The organism is Vallicoccus soli (assembly GCF_003594885.1).
Lineage (GTDB): Bacteria > Actinomycetota > Actinomycetes > Motilibacterales > Motilibacteraceae > Vallicoccus > Vallicoccus soli.
The window spans coordinates 63,417-86,131 of record NZ_QZEZ01000005.1 but is presented as its reverse complement, the minus strand read 5'-3'; the positions used below and the strand labels follow the sequence as shown (position 1 = coordinate 86,131).

Here is a 22,715-nt window from a genome sequence, read left to right as displayed (position 1 = left end):
GGCCCCGGAACAACGGGTACGGTCGCGTGGTTGCTGCATGCAACGAACCGGGCCGCGGGGCGCACGGGGACGACGACGAGGGGAGCCGCCGCACATGGCGCAGAGCACGATCGAGGCCGCGCAGCGGGAGGCGGTGGCGCCGGGCGGGAGCGCGCAGGAGCCGCCGCAGCTGACCCACCGGCAGATCCTCACGGTCTTCACCGGCCTCATGCTCGGGATGCTCGTGGCCTCCCTGAGCCAGACCATCGTCGGCACCGCCCTGCCGACCATCGTCGGCGAGCTCGGCGGGCAGGACCAGCTCTCCTGGGTCGTCTCGGCCACCCTGCTGGCCGCGACCGCCTCGACGCCGGTGTGGGGCAAGCTGTCCGACCTCTACGGCCGGAAGACCATCTTCCAGTCGACCATCGCGATCTTCCTCGTCGGCTCGCTCGTCAGCGGCTTCGCCCAGGACATGGGCATGCTCATCGGCTCGCGCGCCCTGCAGGGCCTCGGCGTCGGCGGGATCATGGCGATGACCCAGGCGATCATGGGCGACGTCACGACGCCCCGCGAGCGCGGGCGCTACCAGGGGTACATCGGGGCCGTCTTCGGCCTGTCGACCGTCGCGGGCCCGCTGGCCGGCGGCTTCCTCGTCGAGCACCTGTCGTGGCGCTGGTGCTTCTGGGTCGGCATCCCGATCGGGATCCTCGCCCTCGTCGTCACCGAGCGCTCGCTGCAGTTCCCCTTCCCCCGCCGCCAGGCCGCCGTGGACTGGTGGGGCGCGCTGTTCATCGTCGGCAGCGTGAGCGCGCTGCTGCTCGTGCTGTCCCTCGGCGGCAAGGAGTTCGCCTGGGCCTCGGGCTGGACCGCCGGCCTGCTCGCCGCGGCCGTCGCGCTGCTCGTCCTCGCCGTGCGGCAGGAGCGCCGCACCAGCGAGCCGATCATGCCGCCGCACCTGTTCGCCAACCACACCTTCCGCATCACCAGCCTCGCCGGGCTCGTCGTCGGCGTCGCGATGTTCGGCGCGATCATCTACCTGCCGCAGTACCTGCAGGTCGTGCGGCTCCAGTCGCCCACCGCCTCCGGCCTGCACACCATCCCGCTCATGGTCGGGCTGCTCCTGGCCTCCATCGGCTCCGGGCGGGTCATCGTGCGCACCGGCCGGTACAAGCTCTTCCCGGTCCTCGGCCTGCTCATCGCCGCCGCCGGGCTCGCCTCGCTCTCGCTCCTCGAGCCGGACACCTCGTTCTGGCTCGTCAGCGCGTCCATGTTCGTCACCGGCTCCGGCATCGGCCTGTCGATGCAGGTGCTCGTCCTCGCCACGCAGAACGCCGTCGCCCGCGAGGACCTCGGCGTGGCCACCTCCGGCGCCACCTTCTGGCGCTCCCTCGGCGGCGCGGTCGGCGTCTCCGCGTTCGGCGCCCTGCTGACCCACCGCCTCGGCGACACGATCCCCGCCCAGCTCGCGGCCTCCGGCGTCCCCGCGTCGCAGCTGCAGGGCGGCGCGCCGTCGCTCGGCAGCCCGGCGCAGATCGCGGCCCTGCCCGAGCCGCTGCACACCGCCGTCGTCGTCGGCTTCAACGAGGCGCTGCAGACCACCTTCCTCGCCGCGGCCCCCTTCGCCCTCGTCGGCTTCCTCACCGTGCTCTTCCTGCGCGAGCTGCCGCTGCGCACCGGGCAGGCCGCGGCGGGGGCGCAGCAGGCCGCCGACGGCGGCGCCCCCGCGGGGGCGGCGCCCGGCGCCGGGCAGGCGCTCGAGGGCGGCGACCGGCAGGGGGACGGGGCCGTCGACCGGGAGGCCGGCGCGACCGCGGTCGCCGGCAGCCCCGTCGGGGGCGACGTGCAGGTCCGCCCCGGCGGCCCGGACGAGCGCGGCCCCGCCCTCGCTGAGGGCCACCCGGGCGCGGCCCGCCGCTGACCCGGCGGGCCGCGCTCACGGCCGCAGGTCCAGGGCCACCGCGCGCACCGGCGCGCCGTCGCCGCCCTCGAGCCGCAGCGGCAGGCACACGACGAAGGGCGCGAAGTCGACCGCGCCGAGCCCGCGCAGGTTCTCCCCCACCACCCCGCCCGCCGCGGCCAGGAGGTGGTGGCAGGGCAGCGGGCCGAGGGCCTCGCCGGCGCGCGGGGTGGGGTCGATGCTCGGGGCGTCGAGCAGCACCGTGCGGACGCCGAGGGCCAGCAGCCGCTCGCAGGCCGCCGGCTCGAGGTGCGGGTGGTCGAGGTACGCCGGCGTGCCCCAGTGCTGGTCCCAGCCCGTGCGCAGCAGCACGACCACGCCGGGGCCGAGCCGGTCCTCGTACGGCGCGAGGACCTCCGGCCCGAGGCCCGAGCGCGGCGGCCGGCCCGTGGCGTCGACGACGACCCCCGGCCCGGCGAGCAGCCGCAGGTCGAGGGCGTCCACCGGGGCGCCGCCGTCGAGCACGTGGTGCGGCGCGTCGACGTGCGTGCCCGACTGCGAGCCGAGCCGCAGGGCGAGCAGGTTGAAGCCGTCGCGCGCCAGCACCGCCGCCGGCTCCAGCACCACCGGCGGGTCGCCGGGGAGCACCTGGGTCGACGGGCCCAGCGGCACCGACAGGTCGACGGCGCGGTGGACGCGCACCGCGGGCTAGAGGCCCAGGTCGCGCGCGATGAGCATGCGCTGCACCTCGGACGTGCCCTCGCCCACCTCGAGGATCTTCGCGTCGCGGTAGAAGCGCCCGACGGCGTAGTCGTTCATGAAGCCGTAGCCGCCGTGCACCTGGGTGGCGGCGCGCGCGTTGTCCATGGCCGCGTCGGAGGCGACGAGCTTGGCGATGGCGGCCTGGCGCTTGAAGGGCCGCCCGGCGAGCATGCGGGCCGCCGCGTCGTAGTACGCGAGGCGGGCGGTGTGCGCGCGCGCCTCCATGTCGGCGATGGCGAACGCCACGGCCTGGTGCCCGCCGATGGGCCGGCCGAAGGCCTCGCGCTCCTTCGCGTAGCGCACCGACTCGTCGACGCAGCCCTGCGCGAGGCCCACCGCCAGCGCCGCGATCGCGACCCGCCCCTCGTCGAGGATGCGCAGGAACTGCGCGTAGCCGCGCCCGCGCTCCCCCAGCAGGTGGTCCTCGGGCACCCGCACTCCCGCCAGGCCCAGCTCGCGGGTGTCGGAGGCGCACCAGCCGACCTTGGAGTAGGGCGGGGCCACCGCCAGCCCGGGCGTGCCGCTCGGCACCACGACGGTGGAGATCTCCTTGCGCCCGTCCGGGCCGGTGCCGGTGACCGCCGCGACGGTGACGAGGTCGGTGATGTCCGTGCCCGAGTTGGTGATGAACGACTTGGCGCCGTCGATCACCCACTCCCCGCCCTCGAGCCGCGCCGTGGTGCGCAGCATCGACGCGTCCGAGCCCGCGCCGGGCTCGGTGAGCCCGAACGCGCCCAGCCCGTCGCCGGCGAGCAGCCGCGGCAGCCACCGCTCCCGCTGCTCCGGCGTGCCGAAGCGGTGGATCGGCATCGCGCCGAGCGACACCGCGGCCTCGAGGGTGATCGCGACGGACGAGTCGACGCGCGCGAGCTCCTCAAGCGCCAGGCACAGCGCGAAGTAGTCGCCGCCCATCCCCCCGTGCTCCTCGGGGAACGGCAGCCCGAACAGGCCCATCCGCCCCATCTGGCGCACCACGTCGTACGGGAAGGTGCCCTGCACGTAGTGCTCCGCGGCGACCGGGGCGACCACCTCGCGGGCGAACTCCTCCACGGTCTTGCGCAGCGCCTCGTGCTCCTCCGACAGCCCGTACGAGAGCCCGGTCGAGAGCCCCGTCGTCGCGTCCATCCCGCTACCTCCGTCGTCGCAGGCAGGTGTCCCGCCGGGTCGCGGCGGCGTGGGCACTGTACGACGGCCCCGGCGGCTAGGCTCGTACGGTGCACGAGCAGAGCACCCGCCGCGGGCCCCTCGCCGGGACCCTCGCGGGACCCCTCGCCCTGCTGCAGCGGCTGCTCGACGCGGGCCGGGCCCGCACGGGCCACCTGGTCCGCGAGCTGCTGAAGTTCGGGACGGTGGGCGCGCTCGCCTTCGTCGTCGACGTCGGCACCTTCAACCTGCTGCGCGTCGGGCTCGACCTGGGCCCGCTGACGTCCAAGACGGTCTCCGTCGTGCTCGCCACCACGGTGGCGTACCTCGGCAACCGGCACTGGACGTTCCGCCACCGCGGCCGCCCGGGGGTGCGGCGCGAGTACGCGCTGTTCTTCCTCTTCAACGGGATCGGCCTGGCCATCTCGCTGGCCTGCCTCGGCTTCTCGCACTACGTCCTGGGGCTCACGAGCCCGCTGGCCGACAACGTCGCGGCCAACGGCGTGGGCCTCGCCCTGGGCACGGCGTTCCGGTTCTGGGCCTACCGCCGCTGGGTCTTCCCGGCGGTCGCCCCGGAGCTGGCGCCCGAGGCGGAGCGCTCGCCCGTCGCCTGACCCCGCGGCGCGGCGGCCGGCTGCGGCGGCCTGCGGCGGGCGCCCTCGACCGGGCGGGCGCGGCGGCTGGCGGGCGACGCGCCGGCACCGGCGGCGACCGGCGCCGCGGCGGCGACGTCGGCGGGCCCGGGGGCGACGCCGAGGAACAGCGCGAACACCGGGGGGCGCTGGCGCACGAGCTCCAGGCGCCCGCCGTCCGCCTCGGCCAGGTCGCGGGCGAGCGCCAGGCCCAGGCCGGTGCTCGACGTGCCGCTGACGGCGCGCTCGAAGACGCGGCTGCCGAGCTCGGGCGGCACGCCCGGGCCCTCGTCGGTCACCTCGACGACCACCCAGACGCCCATGAGACGGGTGCTCACCGTCGTGCGCCCCGCGCCGTGCATGAGGCTGTTCTCGAGCAGGGTCGCGACGACCTGCGCGAGGCCCCCCGGGCTGGTGACGGCCCGCAGCCGGCGCTGGCCCTCCAGGCGCACCGGGCGCTCGGCGGCGCCGAACGCGGGCGCCCACTCGGCGAGCTGCTGGGTCAGCACCTCGTCGACCTCGACCGGCACCGCGCTGCCGCTGCGGGACTCCCGGCTGGCCGCGAGGAGGTCGTCGACGACGCCCGAGAGCCGCTCGACCTGCCCCAGGGCGATCGCCGCCTCCTCGCGCACCGCCTGCTGGTCGTCGCTGGCGAGGATCTCCTCGAGCCGCATCGACAGGGCGGTGAGCGGGGTGCGCAGCTGGTGCGAGGCGTCGGCGGCGAACTGCCGCTCGGCGGCCAGCATCGACGCGACCCGCCCCGCGCTGGTGTCCAGCGCCCGCGCCACCTCGTCGACCTCGGCGATCTCGTAGCGGGGGAACGACCCGCGGGTGTCGCCCGCGCCGAGCCGGCGGGCGCGCGCCGCCAGGTCGTCGAGCGGCTCGGCGAAGCGCCGGGCCTGGAAGACGCCCAGCACCACCGCGGCGGCCACCGCCACGACGGAGGCGATGAGGACGAGCAGCACCACGCGGATCTGGGTGGCGAGCAGCGCGATGCCGCTCTGCTCGACGTACACCGACGTCGTCGCCGACTGGAACTCCGCCTGCACCGGCCGGGACTGCGGCTCGCCCTGCTGCACCGCGACGACGCCGTTGACCCGCACGACGGCGTACGCGTCCTCCGGCAGCCGGTCCAGCACCGAGACCGTCACCGGCTCGCCGCTCTCCAGCCGCCGCTCCACCGCCGCGCCCACGGTGCTCGCGACGCGGTCGACGTCGCGCTGCTCCATCGCGCTGGCCGTCACCACGCCCGCGACCGCGAGGGGCACGCCGAGCAGCGCGAGGGCGACGACGACCACCGCGAGGGTGGACTGGACGACCCGCCGCCGCACGTCAGTCCCGCTCGAAGCGGAAGCCCACGCCGCGCACCGTGGTGATGAACCGGGGGTTCGTCGCGTCGTCGCCGAGCTTCTTGCGCAGCCACGACACGTGCATGTCGAGCGTCTTGGTCGACCCCCACCAGGAGGTGTCCCAGACCTCGCGCATGAGCTGCTCGCGGGTGACGACCTTGCCGGCCTCGCGCAGCAGCACCCGCAGCAGGTCGAACTCCTTCGCGGTGAGGCTCAGCTCCTCCTCGTCGAGCCACGCGCGGTGGCTGTCGACGTCGACGTGGACGCCCTGCACCCCCGTGCTGTGCTCGACGGCGCCGCGGCGCAGCAGCGCCCGCACGCGGGCCAGCAGCTCGGCGAGGCGGAACGGCTTGGTGACGTAGTCGTCCGCGCCGGCGTCGAGCCCGACGACCGTGTCGACCTCGTCGGCGCGCGCGGTGAGGATGAGGACCGGGACGCCGAGGCCCTCCGCGCGCAGGCGGCGGCACACCTCGAGCCCGTCCATGCCGGGCAGGCCCAGGTCGAGCACGACGAGGTCGGCGCCCTCGCCCACGGCCGCCTCGAGGGCGTGCGGGCCGTCGGCGCGCACCTCCACGTGGTAGCCCTCCCGGCGCAGGGCGCGCGCCAGGGGCTCCGAGATCGCCTGGTCGTCCTCGGCCAGCAGCACTCGGGTCATGAGCAGGCATGGTAGGTGGTCGGACCGCCCGTGCACCGCCGGTCGGCCCGCCCGTCACCCGAGCCGCTGCACCGCCGCCGCGACCCGGTGGACGTCCCGGGCCCGCGCCTCGGACGTCGCGCCGACCGCGAGCAGCAGGGCGCCGGCCGCGGCGATGAGCGCCCAGCGGGGGGTGGCGGCCGCGACGGCGAGGACGTACGGGCTCGCCTGCACCGCCGCGTCCACCGCCAGCGCCGCCCCGCCGAGGACGACCGGCGCCTGCAGCCGGGCCCGCGCACCTGCGAGGAGCACCGCGAGCGCGCCGGCCCCGAGGAGCAGCGGCCGGGCAGCGGGCAGGTCGCCGAGCAGCAGGACCGGCGGCAGGAGGGCCAGGACGAGCCCGCTGCCGTACGCCGCCCAGGAGCCGGTCGACGGCTCGGCGCGGCGGCGCAGCAGGCCGGCCCCGAGCAGGACGGCCGCGGCGGGCAGGGCGTACGCCTCGGGGACCCGCACGTCGGCGAGCGCCAGGCGCACCCAGCCCGAGGCGAGGAGCAGCAGCGCGGCGGCCACGGCGAGCGGGCGGCGGGGCAGGCCGGGCGCCGGGCGGGCGGCCGCGAGCGCGGCGCCGGTGCCGACGGCGAGCAGGGCGCGCCAGAGCGCGCCGGCGTCGGGGGCGGTCGCCGCGGCGGCGAGCGCCGCGCAGGCCGCCGCCGCGGTGGCCGCGGGCGCCGTGGGCCAGGGGACGTGCGCGCCGCCGAGCGAGCCCGCCGCGAGCAGGGCCGCGGCGACGGCGGACCCCGCGAGGGCGGCCGACGGGACGCCGGCCTCCGCCAGCAGCGCCGCCAGCGCGGCCGCCGCCACGGCGAGGGGCACCGCGCCGGTCGCCGCCCACGCCCGCCAGGGGGCGGGACCGGCGGCGGACGCGGCGGCGAGGACCGCGAGCCCGGCGCCCACCGCGGCGAGCGCGGCCCCCTCGTCGGGGGCGGCGAGGAGCAGCCCGAGCACCCAGCCGGCGCCCGCCACGTCGACCGCCCCGCGGCGCGGCGCCGCGGCGGTGCCCGCGAGCACCCCGAGGGCCAGCCAGCCGGCGGCGACCAGCGCGGCGGCGAGCGCGAGGACCGCCCCCGCGCCGCGGGGGCCGGCGCCGGCGAGCGCGACCGCCGCCACGGCGAGCGCGAGGGCCGCGGCGGTGGCAACGGCCTCCAGCGCCCGCGCCGGGCGCGGCTCCGGGGTGCGCGAGCGCAGCAGCACGAGCAGGGCGAGGGCCGCGGCGAGCGCCACGACGGAGGTGCGGTCGTGCGCGAGGGACCAGGCGAGCGCCCGCCCGGCGAGCAGCGCCCCCGCGAGGGCGAGGTGCCGCCCGCCGAGGGGGGCGCGCAGCGAGCGGGCGGCCACGAGCAGCCCGGCGCCGACGAGGCCCTCGAGGGCGACGGCGAGCGCCCAGGGCAGCCCGGCGACCGGGGCGGCGAGGACGGCGCAGAGCAGGGCGGCCGCACCGGCCGTCCCGGCCGCGGCGCGGCGCCGCCCGGCGCCGCGCAGGGCGGTGGCGAGCGCGGCGGCGCCCGTGACGAGGGCGGCCACCGTCCACGCGCCCGGCGCGGGCGCCGGCAGCAGCGCCGCCGCGGGGACGGTCGCGCCGGCCGCCGTCCACGGCGCGGGCCCGTGCACCGCCGGGCCGAGGGCGGTCGCGGCGAGCTCCTCGGCCACGGCGAGGACGGCGAGCAGCCCGACGGCGCCGGGCACCACGAGGGGCACCCCCAGGCGGGCCCGCAGCGCCGGGGCGCCCGGGCCGAGCCGGCGGGCGGCGAGCACGAGGGCGAGGGCGCCGGCGAGGGCGACGGCGCCCGCGGTGGCGGGCACGGCGCGGGCGGGCGCGGCGAGCACGGCCGGCAGGAGCCCGGCCGCCAGGGCCGCGGCGGCCGCGGCGGCGTCCAGGGCGGTCCGGCCCGCGCCGCCGGCGGGGCCCGCGCTCCCGGCGGGGCCCGCGCTCCCGGGCCCACCGGCGGGGGCGAGCAGGGCGGCGCCGGCGAGGACGACGAGCAGCGCCGAGGCGCCCGTACCGGTGGCGGCGCCGGCGTCCAGCAGGTGAGCGCACGCGAGGAGCGCCCCGGCGCCGAGCCAGGCGCCGCCCGCCCCGGCGGCGAGGACGGGCCGGGTGCCGGCGGGCAGGCGCCGTACCCGCAGCGCGGCGGCACCGGCCAGCGCGTGCGCGACGAGCAGGGCGCCGGCCGGGACGACGCCGGCGTCCGCCGCCGACGCGAGGAGCAGGTGCAGGGCGAGCAGCGGCAGCGGCAGCTGCGCGAGGGCCGCGGCGCCCAGGCGCCAGGAGCGCAGCGGCTCCAGCGCCGCTCCCCCCGCGCAGGCGCCCGCGAGGACGGCCGTGCCCAGCGCCCAGGCGGGGGCGGCCGCGAGCCGGTCGAGCCCGGCGAGCCCGACGAGCCGTGCCGCGAGCACGTCGAGCAGCGCGAGGGCCAGCGCGAGAGCGCCCAGCGCCTCCCCGGTGGCGCCGAGGCCGCGGCGCGCGCAGCCGACGGCGGCGCCCGCGGCCGCGGCGGTGGCGCCCAGCATCACCGCCGAGCGCCCGCTCACCCCGAGCACGCCCCACGACACGACGAGGAACACCGCCGCCGCGAGGGCCAGCAGCGCCGCGCCGAGCCCCAGGAGCACGGTGCGCACGCGCGCCCGCGTCCAGTCCCGCCGGGGCGGCGGGACGGGCGCCGGCGCGGCAGGCACCTCGACGGGCCGCGGACGCGGGGCGGCGGGCAGGGACGACGCCGGGGCGCCGGCCCTGACCCGGGCGAGCAGCGCCTCGCGCTCGTCGAGCAGCGCCCGCACGCGCACGGACAGGCCCCAGACCTGCGGGAGCAGCGGGTGGTCCAGCGCGAGCCCGCAGGCGGGGCAGCGCGCGCCGCCGGCCAGCGGCGCGGTGCAGCCGGGGCAGCGGGTGGGGTCGGTGAGCAGCCGGGTGTCGGTCACCCGCCCAGCGTCGGCGCCGCGGCGCCACGGCACCCGGGTACGCGTACTCAGCCGCGTCGCCGTCGGCCGTGCGGGGCACCCGTGCGCCCGACCGGGCGTCCCGGCCGGGGGTCACCGCGGAGCGGGGGTCACCGCCGGCGCCACACCGAGAGCCGTACGGACAGCCCGACGCGCACCTGCCCGGGCAGGCGCGCGGCGCGGGCGGCGAGCTCGGCGGGGGTGGCGTGGAAGGCGCTGGGCCCCATCGCGGCGAGGCGGACGAGGTCGTCGCGGCCGAGGTCCAGGTCGGCCTCGACGTCGCGGGAGGCCTCCTCGTCCAGGTGCGGCGCGAGCGCGCGGCCCAGGCGCTCCTCCTTCGCCCCGCCGACCTCGAGCATCCCGAGCGCCCCGCGCACCTCCGCGAGGTGCCGCGGCGTGGGGGTGACGACGAGCAGCGCGCCCCCGGGGGCGAGGACGCGGGCGGCCTCGGCGCCGTTGCGCGGGGCGAAGACGTCGAGGACGACCGCGGCGGCGCCGTCGCGCACGGGCAGGCGCGCCCAGGCGTCGGCGACCACGGCGCCGGCGCGCGGGTGGGCGCGCGCCGCCCGGCGCGCGGCGTGCTTGGACAGGTCGAGCGCGAGGCCCACGCGGGCGGGGCAGGCGTCGAGCACCGCGGCGAGGTGGTGCCCGGTGCCCGCGCCGACGTCGACGACGGCGCCGGGGGCGTCGACGGCCGCCGCGGCACCGGCGAGGGCGCCGGAGACGGCGGCGTAGTGCCCGGCCCCCAGCAGCTCGGCGCGGGCCGCGACCATCGCCGCGGTGTCGGCGGTGCCGGTCGCGGCGCCGCCGGGCAGCAGGTTCGCGTAGCCCTGGCGCGCCACGTCGAAGGCGTGCCCCCGCGGGCACCGCAGCGAGGGCCCGGCGGCGGCGAGCCCCTCCACGCAGACCGGGCAGCGCAGCAGCGCCACGACCTGCGGCAGCACTAGGCGGCCCGGGCGGCGGCCATCCGGCGCACGGCCTCGCGCAGCAGGTCGGGGTGGCAGGCGGCGTTGAGCCGGGCGAAGCCCGCGCCCCCGGGGCCGAAGTCCGGGCCGGGGACCAGCGCGACCCCGGCGGCGAGGAACGCCGCGGCCGGGTCGTCCCCGAGCCCGAGCCGGCGGCAGTCCAGCCAGGCGAGGTAGCCGGCCTCGGGGCGGGCGTACCCCACCTCGGGCAGGTGCTCGGCGAGGAGCGGGCCGAGCAGGTCGAGGTTCGCGGCGAGCCCGGCGAGCAGGCCGTCGAGCCAGGGCTCGCCGTCGCGGAAAGCGGCTTCCGCGGCCAGGGCGCCGAGGAGCCCGACGCCCCACACCGTCTCGTGCGGCAGCCGACCGACCAGCTCGCGCGGCCCCTCCCCCTGGGCGACGAGCAGGGCGCACTTGAGGCCCGCGAGGTTCCACGCCTTGGACGCGCTGGTGAGCGCGACGCCCGTGGCCCGGGCGGTCCCCGACACCGTGAGGTACGGCGTGAAGCGCGGCGCCAGCGGCCCGTGGATCTCGTCGGCGACGACGAGGGCGCCGTGGCGCAGCGCGAGCTCGGCGAGCGCCTGCAGCTCGTCGGTCCCGTGCACCCGACCCGTGGGGTTGTGCGGGTGGCACAGGAACACCGCGCGGGCGCCGTCCGCGAGCGCCCGGTCCACGCCCCCGAGGTCCATGCGCCCCTCCAGCAGCGGCACGTCGACGGGGACCGCGCCCACGGTGGCGAGCCAGCCGCGCACCGGCGGGTAGAGCGGCGGCATGAGCACCACCCCGTCGCCCGGGGCCAGCGCCGCGCGCAGCAGCTCGGTGGTGCCGACCCCGACGTCCGCGCAGGTGGTCACGTCGCCGGCGCCGACCTCCCACTCCCACCGGCGCGCGGCGAACCCGCGGAAGGCCGCGACGAGCGGGGCCACGTCGCCGGCGTAGCCGGTGTCCGAGCGCTCCACCGCCGCGCGCAGGGCCGCGGCGACCGGTGGCGCGAGGTCCACGTCCATCTCCGCCACCGGCAGCGGCAGGACCCCCGGCGGGTACGTCGTCCACTTGGCGCTGCGCCGGGCGCGCAGCCGGTCGAGGGGCAGGTCGAAGGGGGGCGCCACGGCCCCACCCTGCCAGCCCCGCCCACCCCGCGGGCCCCGGCCCGTCCGCACCCGCCGCGGGCGGGGTGCGCGCGCCTCAGCCGTGGACGGCGAGCGACACGAGGGCGCGCACGGCGGGCGCGAGGCCCTGGACGCCGGCGCTCACCTCGTCGGTGACGACCTCGAGCAGCCAGCCCCCCCCGTCGCGGCCGCGCTCCGGCCCGCCGGCGACCACCACGGCCGCGGCGCCGGCGGCCACGAGCCGGGCGTCGAGGACGGGGTCGTTGGAGGGGCTCCCGGTGAGCACCGTGGCCCCGCCGCCGGCCAGCGCGGCGGCGCCCGCGGGCCGGTCCGCGGTCAGGGGCAGCACGAGCCGCTCGCTCCCCGGCGACAGGGCGACGGGCGCGGGGGGCCCGTCGGCGGGCGCCCGCACGACGCACCAGCCGGCGGCGTCGAGGGCCCCGGCCAGGGTGCCGGCGACGACCTCGAGCCGCTCCTGGGCGCCCGCGCCGCGGTGCCGGTCGAGGGCGCCGGTGGCGGCCGCCAGGACCGCCCCGGCGTCGGCCTGCGAGCGGGCGAAGACGCGGCGGCGCTCGGGGACGCCGGGCTCGATCTCGGGCACCGCCGGCAGCGCCGGCGCGGTGCCGAGCGGCAGCGGCCGCCCGGCCACCACGGCGTGGCGCGAGCCCGCGCGCTTGGCCCGGTACTGCGCGGCGTCGGCCAGGCGCAGCAGGCGGCGCGCGCTCTCCACGGGACCGACCGCGTCGGGGACGCAGGCCACGCCGACGCTGACGCCGTACCCGCCCGGCAGCGAGCGCGCCGCGGCGGCGACGTCCTCGGCCAGCGCGACGACGGCGTCGGGGACGGCACCCTCCACGAGCAGGCAGAACTCGTCGCCGCCGAGGCGCGCGGCGAGGGCGCCCGGCACGCGGCTCGCGGCCGCCGAGAGCTGCTCGGAGAAGGCCACGATGAGCTCGTCGCCCACCTCGTGCCCGTCGCGGTCGTTGACGACCTTGAGGTTGTTGACGTCGCAGAGCACCACCCCGACGGGGACGCCCGCGCCGCGGTGCCGGGCCACGGCCGCCTCCGCGGCCTCGTCGAGGGCGCGGCGGTTGGCCAGGCCGGTCAGCGGGTCGGAGTACGCGAGCCGGCTCACCCGCTCCAGCTCGCCGGCCCGCAGCAGCCCGGTCGCGACGAGCTCGGCGACGAGCCCGGCCAGGCTCACGTCGTCCTCGCCCCAGCGCGGCTGGTCGCGCCGCCGGGACGCGTAGAGCTCGCCCCACGCGTGGCCCTGCAGGACGACGGGGGCGCCGAGGACGTACGGGCGGCCCCGCGCGCCGAGGTGGGCGCGCTCCGCGGGGGTCAGCGCCGGGTCGTCCTCCGCGGTGGTCCAGCCGTGCCCGTGCTGGGCGAAGCCGGTGAGCACGGGGTACTCCGCCACCGGGTACGCCTCGTCGAGCGGCAGCGGCACCTCGCCGTCGGCGAGCTCGCCGTCGTTCACCAGCGTGCGCACGAGCCCGAGCTCGCGGTCCCAGCGCGACACCGAGACGGTGGCCGCGCCGAGGGCCTCGCGCCCCGCGCGGGCGCAGGCGAGCAGGAGGTCGTCGGGCGAGAGCTGCTGCGCGAGCGCCTGCGACAGGGCCACGAGGCCCGCGAGGGCGCGCGGGGGGAGCCCCGCTGCGCCGGCCCGCTCGTCCCCCACCCGGCAGATCCTGCCGCGCACGATGCGTCGCGCGCCGCCGGACGGACCAGGATCATCCGGACGGCGGGTGGACGGCTGCGGTGCGTCGCGGGTGCCCGCCCCCGCGTCCCCGGTCCCCACCCTCAGGCGCCGGTCCAGCGGGGGGCGCGGCGCTCGGCGAACGCGGCGACGCCCTCGCGCCGGTCGGCGGACAGCGCGGCGGTGCGCCAGGCGGCGTCCTCGACCTCGAGGCCGGTGGCCAGGTCCGCGTCCGCCCCCCGGCGCAGGGCGCGCTTGGCCGCCCGCACGGCGACCGGCGAGGCGGCGGCGGCGCGGGCCGCGACGGCCCGGGCCTCCCCGAGCGCGCCGCCCGGGGCGGCGAGCACGTCGACGAGCCCGAGGCGCAGCGCCTCCTCGCCGCCGACCGTGCGCCCGGTGAGCACCAGCTCGGCCGCCCGCCCGGCACCGACCCGGCGCGGCAGCAGCTGCGTGCCGCCGCACCCCGGCACCAGCCCGACGCCCACCTCCGGCAGGCCGACCACCGCCGACGGCTCGGCGACCACGACGTCGCAGGACAGGGCGAGCTCGTACCCGCCGCCGAGGGCGTGCCCGCGCACCGCCGCGACGACGGGGACCGGCACCGCGAGCAGGGCGGCGAAGGCCGCCCGGAACCGCGGGCGCTGCGCCAGCAGGGCCGCGTCGTCGAACCCGGCGCGCTCCTTGAGGTCCGCGCCCACGCAGAAGGCCCGTGCGGACGAGGAGGACAGCACGACCGCGCGCACCGCCGGGTCGGCGCCGAGCCGGCCGAGCACGCCGGCGAGCGCGTCGACCATGCGGGTGCTGAGGGCGTTGAGGGCGCGGGGGCGGTCCAGGACCACCTCGGCGACGCGCCCGTCCTCGTGGTGCAGCAGCTGCAGCAGCGGCTCGTCGCCGTGGTCCGGGTCACCCACCCGCGGCACCCTAGCCCGGGGCGCCGTCCGCGGGCGCCGCGCGGCGCAGCACCACCGGCTCGACGAGGCCCCACCCGCGCACGGCCCGCACCCGCTCGCGGTCGAGCTCGAGCCCCGGTGCGTCCGCGAGCTGCGCGGCGGTCGCCCGGTCGCACAGCACGGTGCCCGGCTGGGCGAGCGCGGTGAGCCGGCTCGCGAGGTTGACGGTGCGCCCGAAGACGTCGCCGAGCCGCGACACGACCCCGCCGGTCGCCAGCCCCACCCGCACGTCGGGCAGCACCGGGTCGCGGGCCATGGTCTCGGCGAGGTCCAGCGCGATCGCGGCCGCGTCCTCGGCCCGGTCCGCCACGAAGAGCACCTCGTCGCCGATGGTCTTGACCACCCGCCCGCCGCGCCCGGCGACGGTGTCGTGCGACAGCCGCTCGAAGCGGCTCACCAGCCGCCCGAGCGCGCGCTCGTCCATCCGCTGCGACAGCCGGGTGTACGAGACGAGGTCGGCGAACCCGACCGTCCGCCAGCCCTCCTGCGCGGCGTCGTCACGCCCCTGCGAGACCAGCAGCGCGCGCCCGGTCACGGCGGCGAGCTGGCGCCGCCAGGCGTACACGAGCAGGTGCTCCCAGTCGTCGAGGTGCTCGCCCGCGAGCGCGACCGCGGTGAGCGAGGCGTCGCGCGGGCGCAGCCAGCGCCGCTCCATGAGGTCCTCGAGCAGCGCCTGCACCTGCCACTCCACGAGCCGGGCCTGGGTGTGCCCCAGGGCGCGGGTGATGCTCAGGGCGAACTCGTGGTCCAGGACCCCCTCGCCCTCGAGCGCCAGCAGCCGGCGCAGGGCCTCGAGGTCTGCCTCGGTGAAGGCGACCGTGTCGTCCCCGACGTCGGGGAAGCCCATCGCCCGCCAGTAGCGGCGCGCCTGCTCCACCGAGACGCCCGCGAGCTCGCAGATCCGGTCGCGCGTGTAGACCCGCTCGCCCCCGAGCAGCCGCTTCTCCAGCCGGGCCGCCACGTCCTCCGGCTCCCAGCCCTCCTCGTCGCCCCACTCCTGCGCCACCGCACACTCCTACCGCACGTGGACGACGTCACCCGCGGCGACCGCCTGCAGGCCCGGCCCGTCCGGCGCGCCGGGGCCGTCGCCGCCGCCGTGCGCCACGACGAGCCGGCCGTCCGCGTCGACGTCGACCGCCTCGCCCTCGAGGACCGCCCCGCCGGGGAGCAGCACCCGCACCCGCCGCCCGACGGTCGCGCAGCGCTCGACGTACGCGTCGCGCAGCCCCGCCGCGGGGTCCCCGCCGGAGAGCCGCCACCCCCGGTACGTGCGCCCCAGCTCGCGCAGGAGCGCGCGCAGCAGCGTGTCGCGGTCGAGGGTGCGCGCCCCCTCCATGGCCAGCGAGGTCGCCGCGTCGGACGGCAGCTCCTGCGCGGTCAGCGAGACGTTGAGCCCGATGCCGACCACGACCGCGTCGCCCGCGCGCTCGGCGAGCAGGCCCGCGACCTTGCGCCCGCCGACCTGCACGTCGTTGGGCCACTTCAGGCGCACGTCGACCCGGGCCGCCCGCGTCACGGCGTGCGCGACGGCCACGCCGGCGAGCAGCGGCACCCAGCCCCACCGGGCCACCGGGACCCCCGGCCCCGGGCGCAGCAGCACCGAGAGCGTGAGCCCGGAGCGCGGCGGCGCGGTCCACGTGCGGTCGAGCCGCCCGCGCCCGGCGGTCTGGTGCTCGGCGACGAGGACGAGGCCCTCGGCCTCGCCGGCGCGCGCCCGCTCGGCGACGTCGGCGTTCGTCGAGCCGGTCGCCGCGACGACGCGGACCCGCCGCCACGGCTCGTCGCCCTCGAGCGCGCGGGCCAGGGCCCGCTCGCGCAGCGGCGGGCGGGCCAGGTCGCTCCACGCGGAGGGCGGCCTCGCTCCGGGCGGGTCGGGCTCGGGCACGTGGCTAGGCTACGGACCCGCCCGGGCAGCACGGCCCGGGCAGCGGTCCGCGCAGCAGGAGGACAGCCGGTGAGCGCCCAGCCCGTCGACCCCAGCACCGCGGGCGGCCCGCCCGGGCAGCCCGACGTCCACACGACGGCCGGCAAGCTCGCCGACTTCCGCCGGCGCGCCGAGGAGGCCACCCACGCCGGGTCGGCCCGCGCCGTGGAGAAGCAGCACGCGCGGGGCAAGGGCACCGCGCGCGAGCGCATCGCGGCACTGCTCGACGAGGGTTCGTTCGTCGAGCTCGACGAGTTCGCCCGGCACCGCTCGAGCGCCTTCGGGCTGGAGCGGACGCGGCCGTACGGCGACGGCGTCGTGACCGGGTTCGGCACGGTCGACGGGCGCCGGGTCTGCGTCTTCGCGCAGGACTTCACCGTCTTCGGCGGCTCCCTCGGCGAGGTGTTCGGCGAGAAGATCGTCAAGGTCATGGACCTCGCGCTCAGGACCGGCTGCCCGCTCGTCGGGCTCAACGACTCCGGGGGCGCGCGCATCCAGGAGGGCGTCGTCTCCCTCGGGCTCTACGCGGAGATCTTCAAGCGCAACGTGCACGCCTCGGGCGTCATCCCGCAGGTGAGCCTCATCATGGGCCCGTGCGCCGGCGGCGCCGTCTACTCCCCCGCCATCACCGACTTCACGGTGATGGTCGACCAGACCTCGCACATGTTCATCACCGGGCCCGACGTCATCAAGACGGTCACCGGCGAGGACGTGAGCATGGAGGAGCTCGGCGGCGCCCGCACCCACGGCAGCCGCAGCGGCAACAGCCACTACCTCGCCGCCGACGAGGCCGACGCGATCGACTTCGTCCGGGCGCTGCTGTCGTACCTGCCCTCGAACAACCTCGAGGAGCCGCCGGTCCTCGAGGACGAGCCGGTGGACCTCGACGTCACCGAGGAGGACCTCGAGCTCGACGCCCTGCTGCCGGACTCGCCCAACCAGCCGTACGACATGCACACGGTCGTCGAGCACGTCCTCGACGGCGGGGAGTTCCTCGAGGTGCACGCGCTCTTCGCGCCGAACATCCTCTGCGGGTTCGGGCGGGTCGAGGGGCACGCGGTCGGCGTCGTGGCCAACCAGCCCTCGCAGCTGGCGGGCACGCTCGACATCGACGCGTCGGAGAAGGCCGCGCGCTTCGTGCGCACGTGCGACGCCTTCGGGATCCCCGTGCTGACCTTCGTCGACGTGCCGGGCTTCCTGCCCGGGACGTCGCAGGAGTGGGGCGGCATCATCCGCCGCGGGGCGAAGCTGCTCTACGCGTACGCCGAGGCCACCGTCCCGCTCGTCACCGTCATCACCCGCAAGGCGTACGGCGGGGCGTACGACGTCATGGGCTCCAAGCACCTCGGCGCCGACATCAACCTGGCGTGGCCGACCGCGCAGATCGCGGTCATGGGCGCCCAGGGCGCGGTGAACATCCTCTACCGGCGCGAGCTCGCCGAGGCCGAGGACCCGGTGGGCCGCCGCGCGCAGCTCGTGCAGGAGTACGAGGACACCCTCGCCAACCCCTACGTCGCCGCCGAGCGCGGCTACGTCGACGCGGTCATCGCCCCCTCGCAGACGCGGGTGCAGGTCGTGCGGGCGCTGCGGGCGCTGCGGACCAAGCGCGCGACGCTGCCGCCGAAGAAGCACGGCAACATCCCGCTCTGAGCGCGGGCCGGGCCCTGCGGACCGCTCAGCGGCTCACGACCCGCGCGACCCGGCGCCGCAGCGCGCGGGCGAGGCGGATCGGCGGCTGCGCGGCGAGCTCGCGGTACGCCCGCTCCCACTTGCCCGCGCGCTTCTCCGCGCGCCGGGCGCGGGCCTCGGCCTCGCGCAGGCGCGCCGTGAGGTCGACGACCTCGCCGCGCACCGCCTCCAGGCGCTCGACGGCGCCCTCGAAGCGCGACTTGGCGCGGTCGAGGTCCGAGCGCAGGCCCGGGTGCCGGGCGGCGTAGTCGCCGAGCGCGACGAGGGCCGTCGGGCGGCCCGCCCCCTCGGGCAGCACCGCGTCCCCCAGCGGTGCGCGCGCGCCGGCCTCGGCCGGGCGCACCAGCCACACGACCTCGTCGGGCAGGAGCCCCCAGCGCCGCACGAGGTCCGGGCTGAGCACCGCGCGCGGGGTGAGCCGCACCGGGTCGAGCCCCTCGGCGCGCAGGCGGTCCTCGAAGTCCCGGCCGTAGTAGCGCACGTGGTCGGCCTGCCCGAAGCGGCGCACCCGCTCCTCCTCCGGCGCCGCCGGGTCCTCGTCGGTCTCCGTGTGCGGGCGCCACGGCACCTGCACGAACCCGACGCCGCCGCCGGCGAGCACGCGGCTCAGCTCGCGCATCGCCGCCCGGTCGTCCGGCACGTGCTCCAGCACGTGGAAGCACAGCAGCAGGTCGACCGAGCGGTCCGGCAGCGGCAGGTCCGTCACGCTGGCCTGCACGTCGACGGCGCGCCGGTCCGCCGAGGGGTCGAAGTCGACGCGCAGGTAGTGCCCCTGCACGTGCCGGCGCAGGTGCGCCACGGTCTGCTTGCTCGGCGCGATGTCGAGCACGACCCGCGCCGTCGCGAGGTACGGCGCCATGCCGTCGAGCAGGACCGACAGGAAGCGGTGCCGCTCGAGGCTGCCGCAGCGCGGGCACGCCGCGTCGGGGCGCTTGCCGCCCGGGCCGGGCAGGAACGCGTCGACGGCCCGCCCGCAGGAGGCGCAGTAGCGCGCCACCTCCGGCGTCGTCGGCGTCGTCGGCGTCGCCGTGGTCGCCATGGGTCCCCTCCGGGCCTCGTACGGGTCCCGCGACCGTAGCGCAGGGCCGGCTCGACAGGGCGGGCGACCAGCGGCGACGATGGGCGGGTGACCGCGCCCGACGCCGCCCCGCCCGTGCTCACCGTGGTCCGCGGGGCGCCGTCGGACGACGAGGTGGCCGCGCTCGTCGCCGCCCTCGCCGCGCGCCCCGCGCCCGCCCCCGCGGCCCCGCGCCCCCGCGGCCCGCGCCCCGGCGGCTGGTCCGACCCGGCCCGCGCGCTGCGGGCGCCGCTGCGCGCGGCCCCCGGCGGCTGGGTGGGCAGCGCGCGCCCGTCCTAGGCTCCCGCGCGTGCCCGACCCCCTCGCCGCCGCGCCCGCCGGCGCACCGCCCGGTCCCCGCCCCGTCCCCCGCCTCGTCCTGGCCAGCGCCTCCCCGGCGCGCCTGGCGTCCCTGCGCGCGGCCGGCGTCGACCCGGACGTCGTCGTCAGCGGCGTCGACGAGGACGCGCTGGGCGCGCCCGACCCGGGCTCGCTCGCGCTCGTGCTGGCGCGGGCCAAGGCGCGCGCCGTCGCGGAGCGGGTCCCCGGCGCCCTGGTGCTGGGCTGCGACTCGGTCCTCGACCTCGACGGCGCGGCGCTCGGCAAGCCGTACGAGCCCGAGGAGGCCCGCCGCCGCTGGCGGGCGATGCGCGGGCGCGAGGGCGTCCTGCGCACGGGGCACTGCCTGCTCCGCGACGGCGTCGAGCACGCCGCGGTGTCCTCCACGACGGTGCGCTTCGCCGACGTCGACGAGGCCGAGGTGGAGGCGTACGTCGCCACCGGCGAGCCCCTCGCCGTCGCCGGCGCCTTCACCCTCGACGGGCTGGGCGGGTGGTTCGTCGAGGGCGTCGACGGCGACCCGCACGGGGTCGTCGGGGTGTCCCTGCCGCTGCTGCGCCGCCTGCTCGCCGCGCACGGGGTGCGGGTGGCGGACCTCTGGGCGGCCCAGCCCTATGCTCGCCCGGACTGCTGAGGAGGCACGAGTGCGGACAGTCCTCATCGCCAACCGCGGCGAGATCGCGGTGCGCATCGCGCGGGCCTGCGCGGACGCGGGGCTCGCGAGCGTGGCGGTGTACGCCGACCCCGACCGCGACGCCCCGCACGTGCGCGTGGCCGACCACGCCTTCGCGCTCGGCGGCGAGACCGCCGCGCAGACGTACCTCGACGTCGACAAGCTCCTGGCCGTCGCCCGCGAGAGCGGCGCCGACGCGGTGCACCCCGGCTACGGCTTCCTCGCCGAGAACGCCGGGTTCGCCCAGGCGGTGCTCGACGCCGGCCTCACCTGGATCGGCCCGCCCCCGGCCGCGATCGACGCGCTGGGCGACAAGGTCCGCGCCCGGCACATCGCCCAGCGCGCGGGCGCCCCGCTCGTCGCCGGCACCCCCGACCCGGTCTCCGGCGCCGAGGAGGTCCTCGCGTTCGCCGAGGAGCACGGGCTGCCGGTCGCCATCAAGGCGGCCTACGGCGGCGGCGGGCGCGGGCTCAAGGTCGCGCGCACGCTCGAGGAGGTCCCCGAGCTGTACGACTCCGCGGTGCGCGAGGCGGTCGCCGCGTTCGGCCGCGGCGAGTGCTTCGTGGAGCGCTACCTCGACCGGCCGCGGCACGTGGAGACCCAGTGCCTCGCGGACCAGCACGGGGCGGTCGTCGTGGTCTCCACCCGCGACTGCTCGCTGCAGCGTCGGCACCAGAAGCTCGTCGAGGAGGCCCCCGCGCCGTTCCTGTCCGACGCGCAGCGCGCCGAGCTCTACCGCGCGTCCAAGGCGATCCTCGCCGAGGCCGGGTACGTCGGCGCCGGCACCTGCGAGTTCCTCGTCGGCCAGGACGGGACGATCTCGTTCCTCGAGGTCAACACGCGCCTGCAGGTGGAGCACTGCGTGACCGAGGAGGTCACCGGCATCGACCTCGTGCGCGAGCAGTTCCGCGTCGCGGAGGGCGAGCCGCTCGGCTACGACGACCCTCCCGCGCGCGGGCACTCGATCGAGTTCCGCATCAACGGCGAGGACGCGGGCCGCGGCTTCCTGCCGCAGCCCGGCCCGGTCACCACGTGGCGCCCGCCGTCCGGGCCCGGTGTGCGCCTCGACGCCGGCGTCGAGCAGGGCAGCGTCGTCGGCGGCGGCTTCGACTCGATGCTCGCCAAGCTCGTCGTCACCGGCCGCACCCGCCGCGAGGCCCTGCAGCGCTCCGCGCGCGCCCTCGCCGAGTTCGAGGTCGAGGGCCTGCCGACGGTCATCCCGTTCCACCGCGCCGTCGTCGCCGACCCCGCCTTCGCCCCGGAGCTCGAGGGGTCCGCGGAGCCCTTCACCGTGCACACCCGCTGGATCGAGACCGAGTGGGCGGGCGGCGTCGCGCCGTGGGCCCCCGCGCCGGGGGCGCCGGGCGCTCCCGAGGAGCAGCCCCGCGAGCGGGTCGTCGTCGAGGTCGGCGGGCGCAGGCTCGAGGTGGTCCTGCCCGCCGGGCTGGGCGCCGGTGCGGCCCCCGCCGCGGCGGCGGGTCCCCGGCCGAAGCGCTCGCGCGGGCGGACCACCGCCGCGGCCGCCGGCGGCACCACGCTCACCTCGCCGATGCAGGGCACCGTCGTCAAGGTCGCCGTCGAGGAGGGGCAGCGGGTCGAGGCCGGCGAGCTCGTCCTCGTGCTCGAGGCCATGAAGATGGAGCAGCCGCTCAACGCCCACCGCGCGGGCACCGTCACCGGCCTGCAGGCCGAGGTCGGCGCCACGCTCACCAGCGGCGCGGCGGTCTGCGAGATCACCGACTGACGCCCGCGCCGGGCGGGCAGCAGGGGGGCGCCGGGACGGTGCCCGCCGGGCACTCGCCGGGCGCGCCGGTCGTTGCAGCGGCGGAGAGAGGAGTCCCGTGGACCAGATCGTGCTGCTCCTGGTGCTCGTCGGCATCGTGGTCGCCGGCGTCGTGGCCTACCGGTCGAGCAAGCGCAAGGCCGAGCTGCAGGCGGCCGAGGAGCTCGCCGCCGTGCGCGGCACCGTCGAGGAGGACGTCACCCGCCTCGGCGAGGAGGTCGCCGAGCTCGACCTCGCGACCGCCGGGCGCGAGCTCGACCAGGGCGGGCGGCAGGACTACCAGCGCGCCCTCGACGAGTACGACCGCGCCAAGCAGGCCCTCGACCGGGTCCGCCGGCCCGAGGACGTCAAAGCCGTCACCGAGGCGCTCGAGGACGGCCGCTACGCCGCGGCCTGCGTACGGGCCCGCGTCGACGGGCGCCCGCTGCCGGTGCGGCGCCCGCCGTGCTTCTTCAACCCCCAGCACGGCCCCTCCGTCGAGGACGTCGAGTGGGCCCCGCCCGGCGGGCAGCTGCGTCCCGTCCCGGTGTGCCTGCCCGACGCCGAGCGCGTGCGCGCCGGCGCCGAGCCCGACGCGCGCAAGGTGCCCGTCGCGGCCGGCGGGCGCCGCCCCTACTGGGAGGCCGGCCCGCAGTACGGCTCCTACGCCCAGGGCTACTTCGCCCCGTACGCCGCCTCCGGCCTGCTCCCCGGCTTCCTCCTCGGCGCCGCCATGACCGGCGCCTTCTCCGGCGGCTGGGACGGCAGCTACTCCGAGGGCTACGAGCAGGGCCTCGAGGACGGCGGGGGCGACGACGGCGGTGGCGACGGTGGCGGCGCCGACTGGGGCGGCGGCGACGGCGGCTGGGGCGGCGACGGCGGCGGCTTCGACTTCTAGCCCCTCACCGGGCCCGCGCGATCATGCACCCCCCGGGCCGCGACCACGCCCTTCCCCGGCACCGATCATGCAGTCCCCCGGCGCCGATCATGCAGTCCCCCGACGCCGATCATGCAGTCCCGGTGCGTTCCGTCAGCCGCCGTCGGTCACGGCGAGCCGGTAGCGCCGGGAGGCTGCATGATCGCCGCCGGGTGGGCGCATGATCGCCGCCGCGCCAGCGCATGATCGCCGCCGGGCGGGCGCATGATCCCGGCCGCCCCGGC

General features: G+C 78.8%; 19 protein-coding genes. 7 read left to right on the top strand and 12 right to left on the bottom strand.

Annotation, left to right across the window (positions count from 1 at the left end):
* The first annotated feature begins 94 nt into the window (after window positions 1-94).
* Window positions 95-1,897: an MDR family MFS transporter gene (locus D5H78_RS11715; protein WP_119950679.1), complete on the top strand. Its 1,803-nt coding sequence runs from the start codon at window positions 95-97 to the stop codon at window positions 1,895-1,897.
* A gap of 15 nt (window positions 1,898-1,912) precedes the next feature.
* On the opposite strand, the gene D5H78_RS11710 is transcribed toward D5H78_RS11715, so the two are convergent.
* The gene (locus D5H78_RS11710) at window positions 1,913-2,578 is read right to left on the bottom strand and encodes a cyclase family protein (RefSeq protein ID WP_119950678.1); all 666 of its coding nucleotides are present in this window, start codon (window positions 2,576-2,578) and stop codon (window positions 1,913-1,915) included.
* 6 nt (window positions 2,579-2,584) lie between these two features.
* Window positions 2,585-3,763 carry an acyl-CoA dehydrogenase family protein gene (locus D5H78_RS11705; protein WP_119950677.1) on the bottom strand — a complete coding sequence of 393 codons (1,179 nt, stop codon included), beginning with the start codon at window positions 3,761-3,763 and terminating at the stop codon, window positions 2,585-2,587.
* Window positions 3,764-3,852: 89 nt separating this feature from the next.
* Between D5H78_RS11705 and D5H78_RS11700 the strand changes: the two genes are divergently transcribed.
* A complete protein-coding gene (locus tag D5H78_RS11700) occupies window positions 3,853-4,395 on the top strand; it encodes a GtrA family protein (protein ID WP_218566528.1) in 543 nt (180 codons plus the stop codon).
* Here the strand turns inward: D5H78_RS11700 and D5H78_RS11695 are convergent.
* From D5H78_RS11695 to D5H78_RS11655, 9 genes are all read right to left on the bottom strand, one after another.
* Window positions 4,323-5,744, bottom strand: coding sequence for a sensor histidine kinase (locus D5H78_RS11695; protein WP_119950676.1), 1,422 nt, complete (start codon window positions 5,742-5,744; stop codon window positions 4,323-4,325). The two genes, D5H78_RS11700 and D5H78_RS11695, sit on opposite strands and share 73 nt — an antisense overlap.
* 1 nt (window position 5,745) lies before the next feature.
* On the bottom strand, window positions 5,746-6,417 hold the full coding sequence (locus D5H78_RS11690; RefSeq protein WP_119950675.1) for a response regulator transcription factor: 672 nt from the start codon (window positions 6,415-6,417) through the stop codon (window positions 5,746-5,748).
* Window positions 6,418-6,471: 54 nt separating this feature from the next.
* Window positions 6,472-9,372, bottom strand: a complete 2,901-nt coding sequence (locus tag D5H78_RS11685; RefSeq protein ID WP_119950674.1) for an SCO7613 C-terminal domain-containing membrane protein — start codon at window positions 9,370-9,372, stop codon at window positions 6,472-6,474.
* A 128-nt stretch (window positions 9,373-9,500) separates the two neighbouring features.
* The gene (locus D5H78_RS11680) at window positions 9,501-10,334 is read right to left on the bottom strand and encodes a putative RNA methyltransferase (protein WP_119950673.1); all 834 of its coding nucleotides are present in this window, start codon (window positions 10,332-10,334) and stop codon (window positions 9,501-9,503) included.
* Window positions 10,334-11,461, bottom strand: a complete 1,128-nt coding sequence (locus tag D5H78_RS11675) for a MalY/PatB family protein (protein ID WP_218566527.1) — start codon at window positions 11,459-11,461, stop codon at window positions 10,334-10,336. Before D5H78_RS11675 ends, D5H78_RS11680 begins: the two co-directional genes overlap by 1 nt.
* A 76-nt stretch (window positions 11,462-11,537) precedes the next feature.
* Window positions 11,538-13,142, bottom strand: coding sequence for a GGDEF domain-containing protein (locus tag D5H78_RS11670; protein ID WP_165865712.1), 1,605 nt, complete (start codon window positions 13,140-13,142; stop codon window positions 11,538-11,540).
* Between the two features lie 122 nt (window positions 13,143-13,264).
* A complete protein-coding gene (locus D5H78_RS11665) occupies window positions 13,265-14,071 on the bottom strand; it encodes an enoyl-CoA hydratase/isomerase family protein (protein ID WP_119950671.1) in 807 nt (268 codons plus the stop codon).
* Between the two features lie 10 nt (window positions 14,072-14,081).
* Window positions 14,082-15,116, bottom strand: coding sequence for an adenylate/guanylate cyclase domain-containing protein (locus D5H78_RS11660; protein ID WP_218566526.1), 1,035 nt, complete (start codon window positions 15,114-15,116; stop codon window positions 14,082-14,084).
* A gap of 9 nt (window positions 15,117-15,125) precedes the next feature.
* Entirely contained in the window at window positions 15,126-15,995 is an 870-nt protein-coding gene (locus tag D5H78_RS11655) for a biotin--[acetyl-CoA-carboxylase] ligase (RefSeq protein WP_119950670.1), read from the bottom strand.
* 69 nt (window positions 15,996-16,064) lie between these two features.
* Here D5H78_RS11655 and D5H78_RS11650 point away from each other — a divergent pair, with 69 nt between their 5' ends.
* A complete protein-coding gene (locus D5H78_RS11650) occupies window positions 16,065-17,684 on the top strand; it encodes an acyl-CoA carboxylase subunit beta (protein WP_119950669.1) in 1,620 nt (539 codons plus the stop codon).
* Window positions 17,685-17,709: 25 nt separating this feature from the next.
* Here the strand turns inward: D5H78_RS11650 and D5H78_RS11645 are convergent, their stop codons facing one another.
* Complete coding sequence (locus tag D5H78_RS11645) at window positions 17,710-18,762, bottom strand: class I SAM-dependent methyltransferase (RefSeq protein WP_119950668.1); 1,053 nt, start codon at window positions 18,760-18,762, stop codon at window positions 17,710-17,712.
* 87 nt (window positions 18,763-18,849) lie between these two features.
* Between D5H78_RS11645 and D5H78_RS11640 the strand changes: the two genes are divergently transcribed.
* The 4 genes from D5H78_RS11640 to D5H78_RS19350 all read left to right on the top strand — a co-directional run bounded on the left by D5H78_RS11640 (window position 18,850) and on the right by D5H78_RS19350 (window position 22,452).
* Complete coding sequence (locus tag D5H78_RS11640; protein WP_119950667.1) at window positions 18,850-19,080, top strand: acyl-CoA carboxylase epsilon subunit; 231 nt, start codon at window positions 18,850-18,852, stop codon at window positions 19,078-19,080.
* A gap of 10 nt (window positions 19,081-19,090) precedes the next feature.
* Complete coding sequence (locus D5H78_RS11635) at window positions 19,091-19,753, top strand: Maf family protein (protein WP_119950666.1); 663 nt, start codon at window positions 19,091-19,093, stop codon at window positions 19,751-19,753.
* A 10-nt stretch (window positions 19,754-19,763) separates the two neighbouring features.
* Window positions 19,764-21,536, top strand: a complete 1,773-nt coding sequence (locus D5H78_RS11630; RefSeq protein WP_119950665.1) for an acetyl/propionyl/methylcrotonyl-CoA carboxylase subunit alpha — start codon at window positions 19,764-19,766, stop codon at window positions 21,534-21,536.
* A gap of 97 nt (window positions 21,537-21,633) precedes the next feature.
* Entirely contained in the window at window positions 21,634-22,452 is an 819-nt protein-coding gene (locus D5H78_RS19350) for a hypothetical protein (protein ID WP_119950664.1), read from the top strand.
* Window positions 22,453-22,715: the final 263 nt, after the last annotated feature.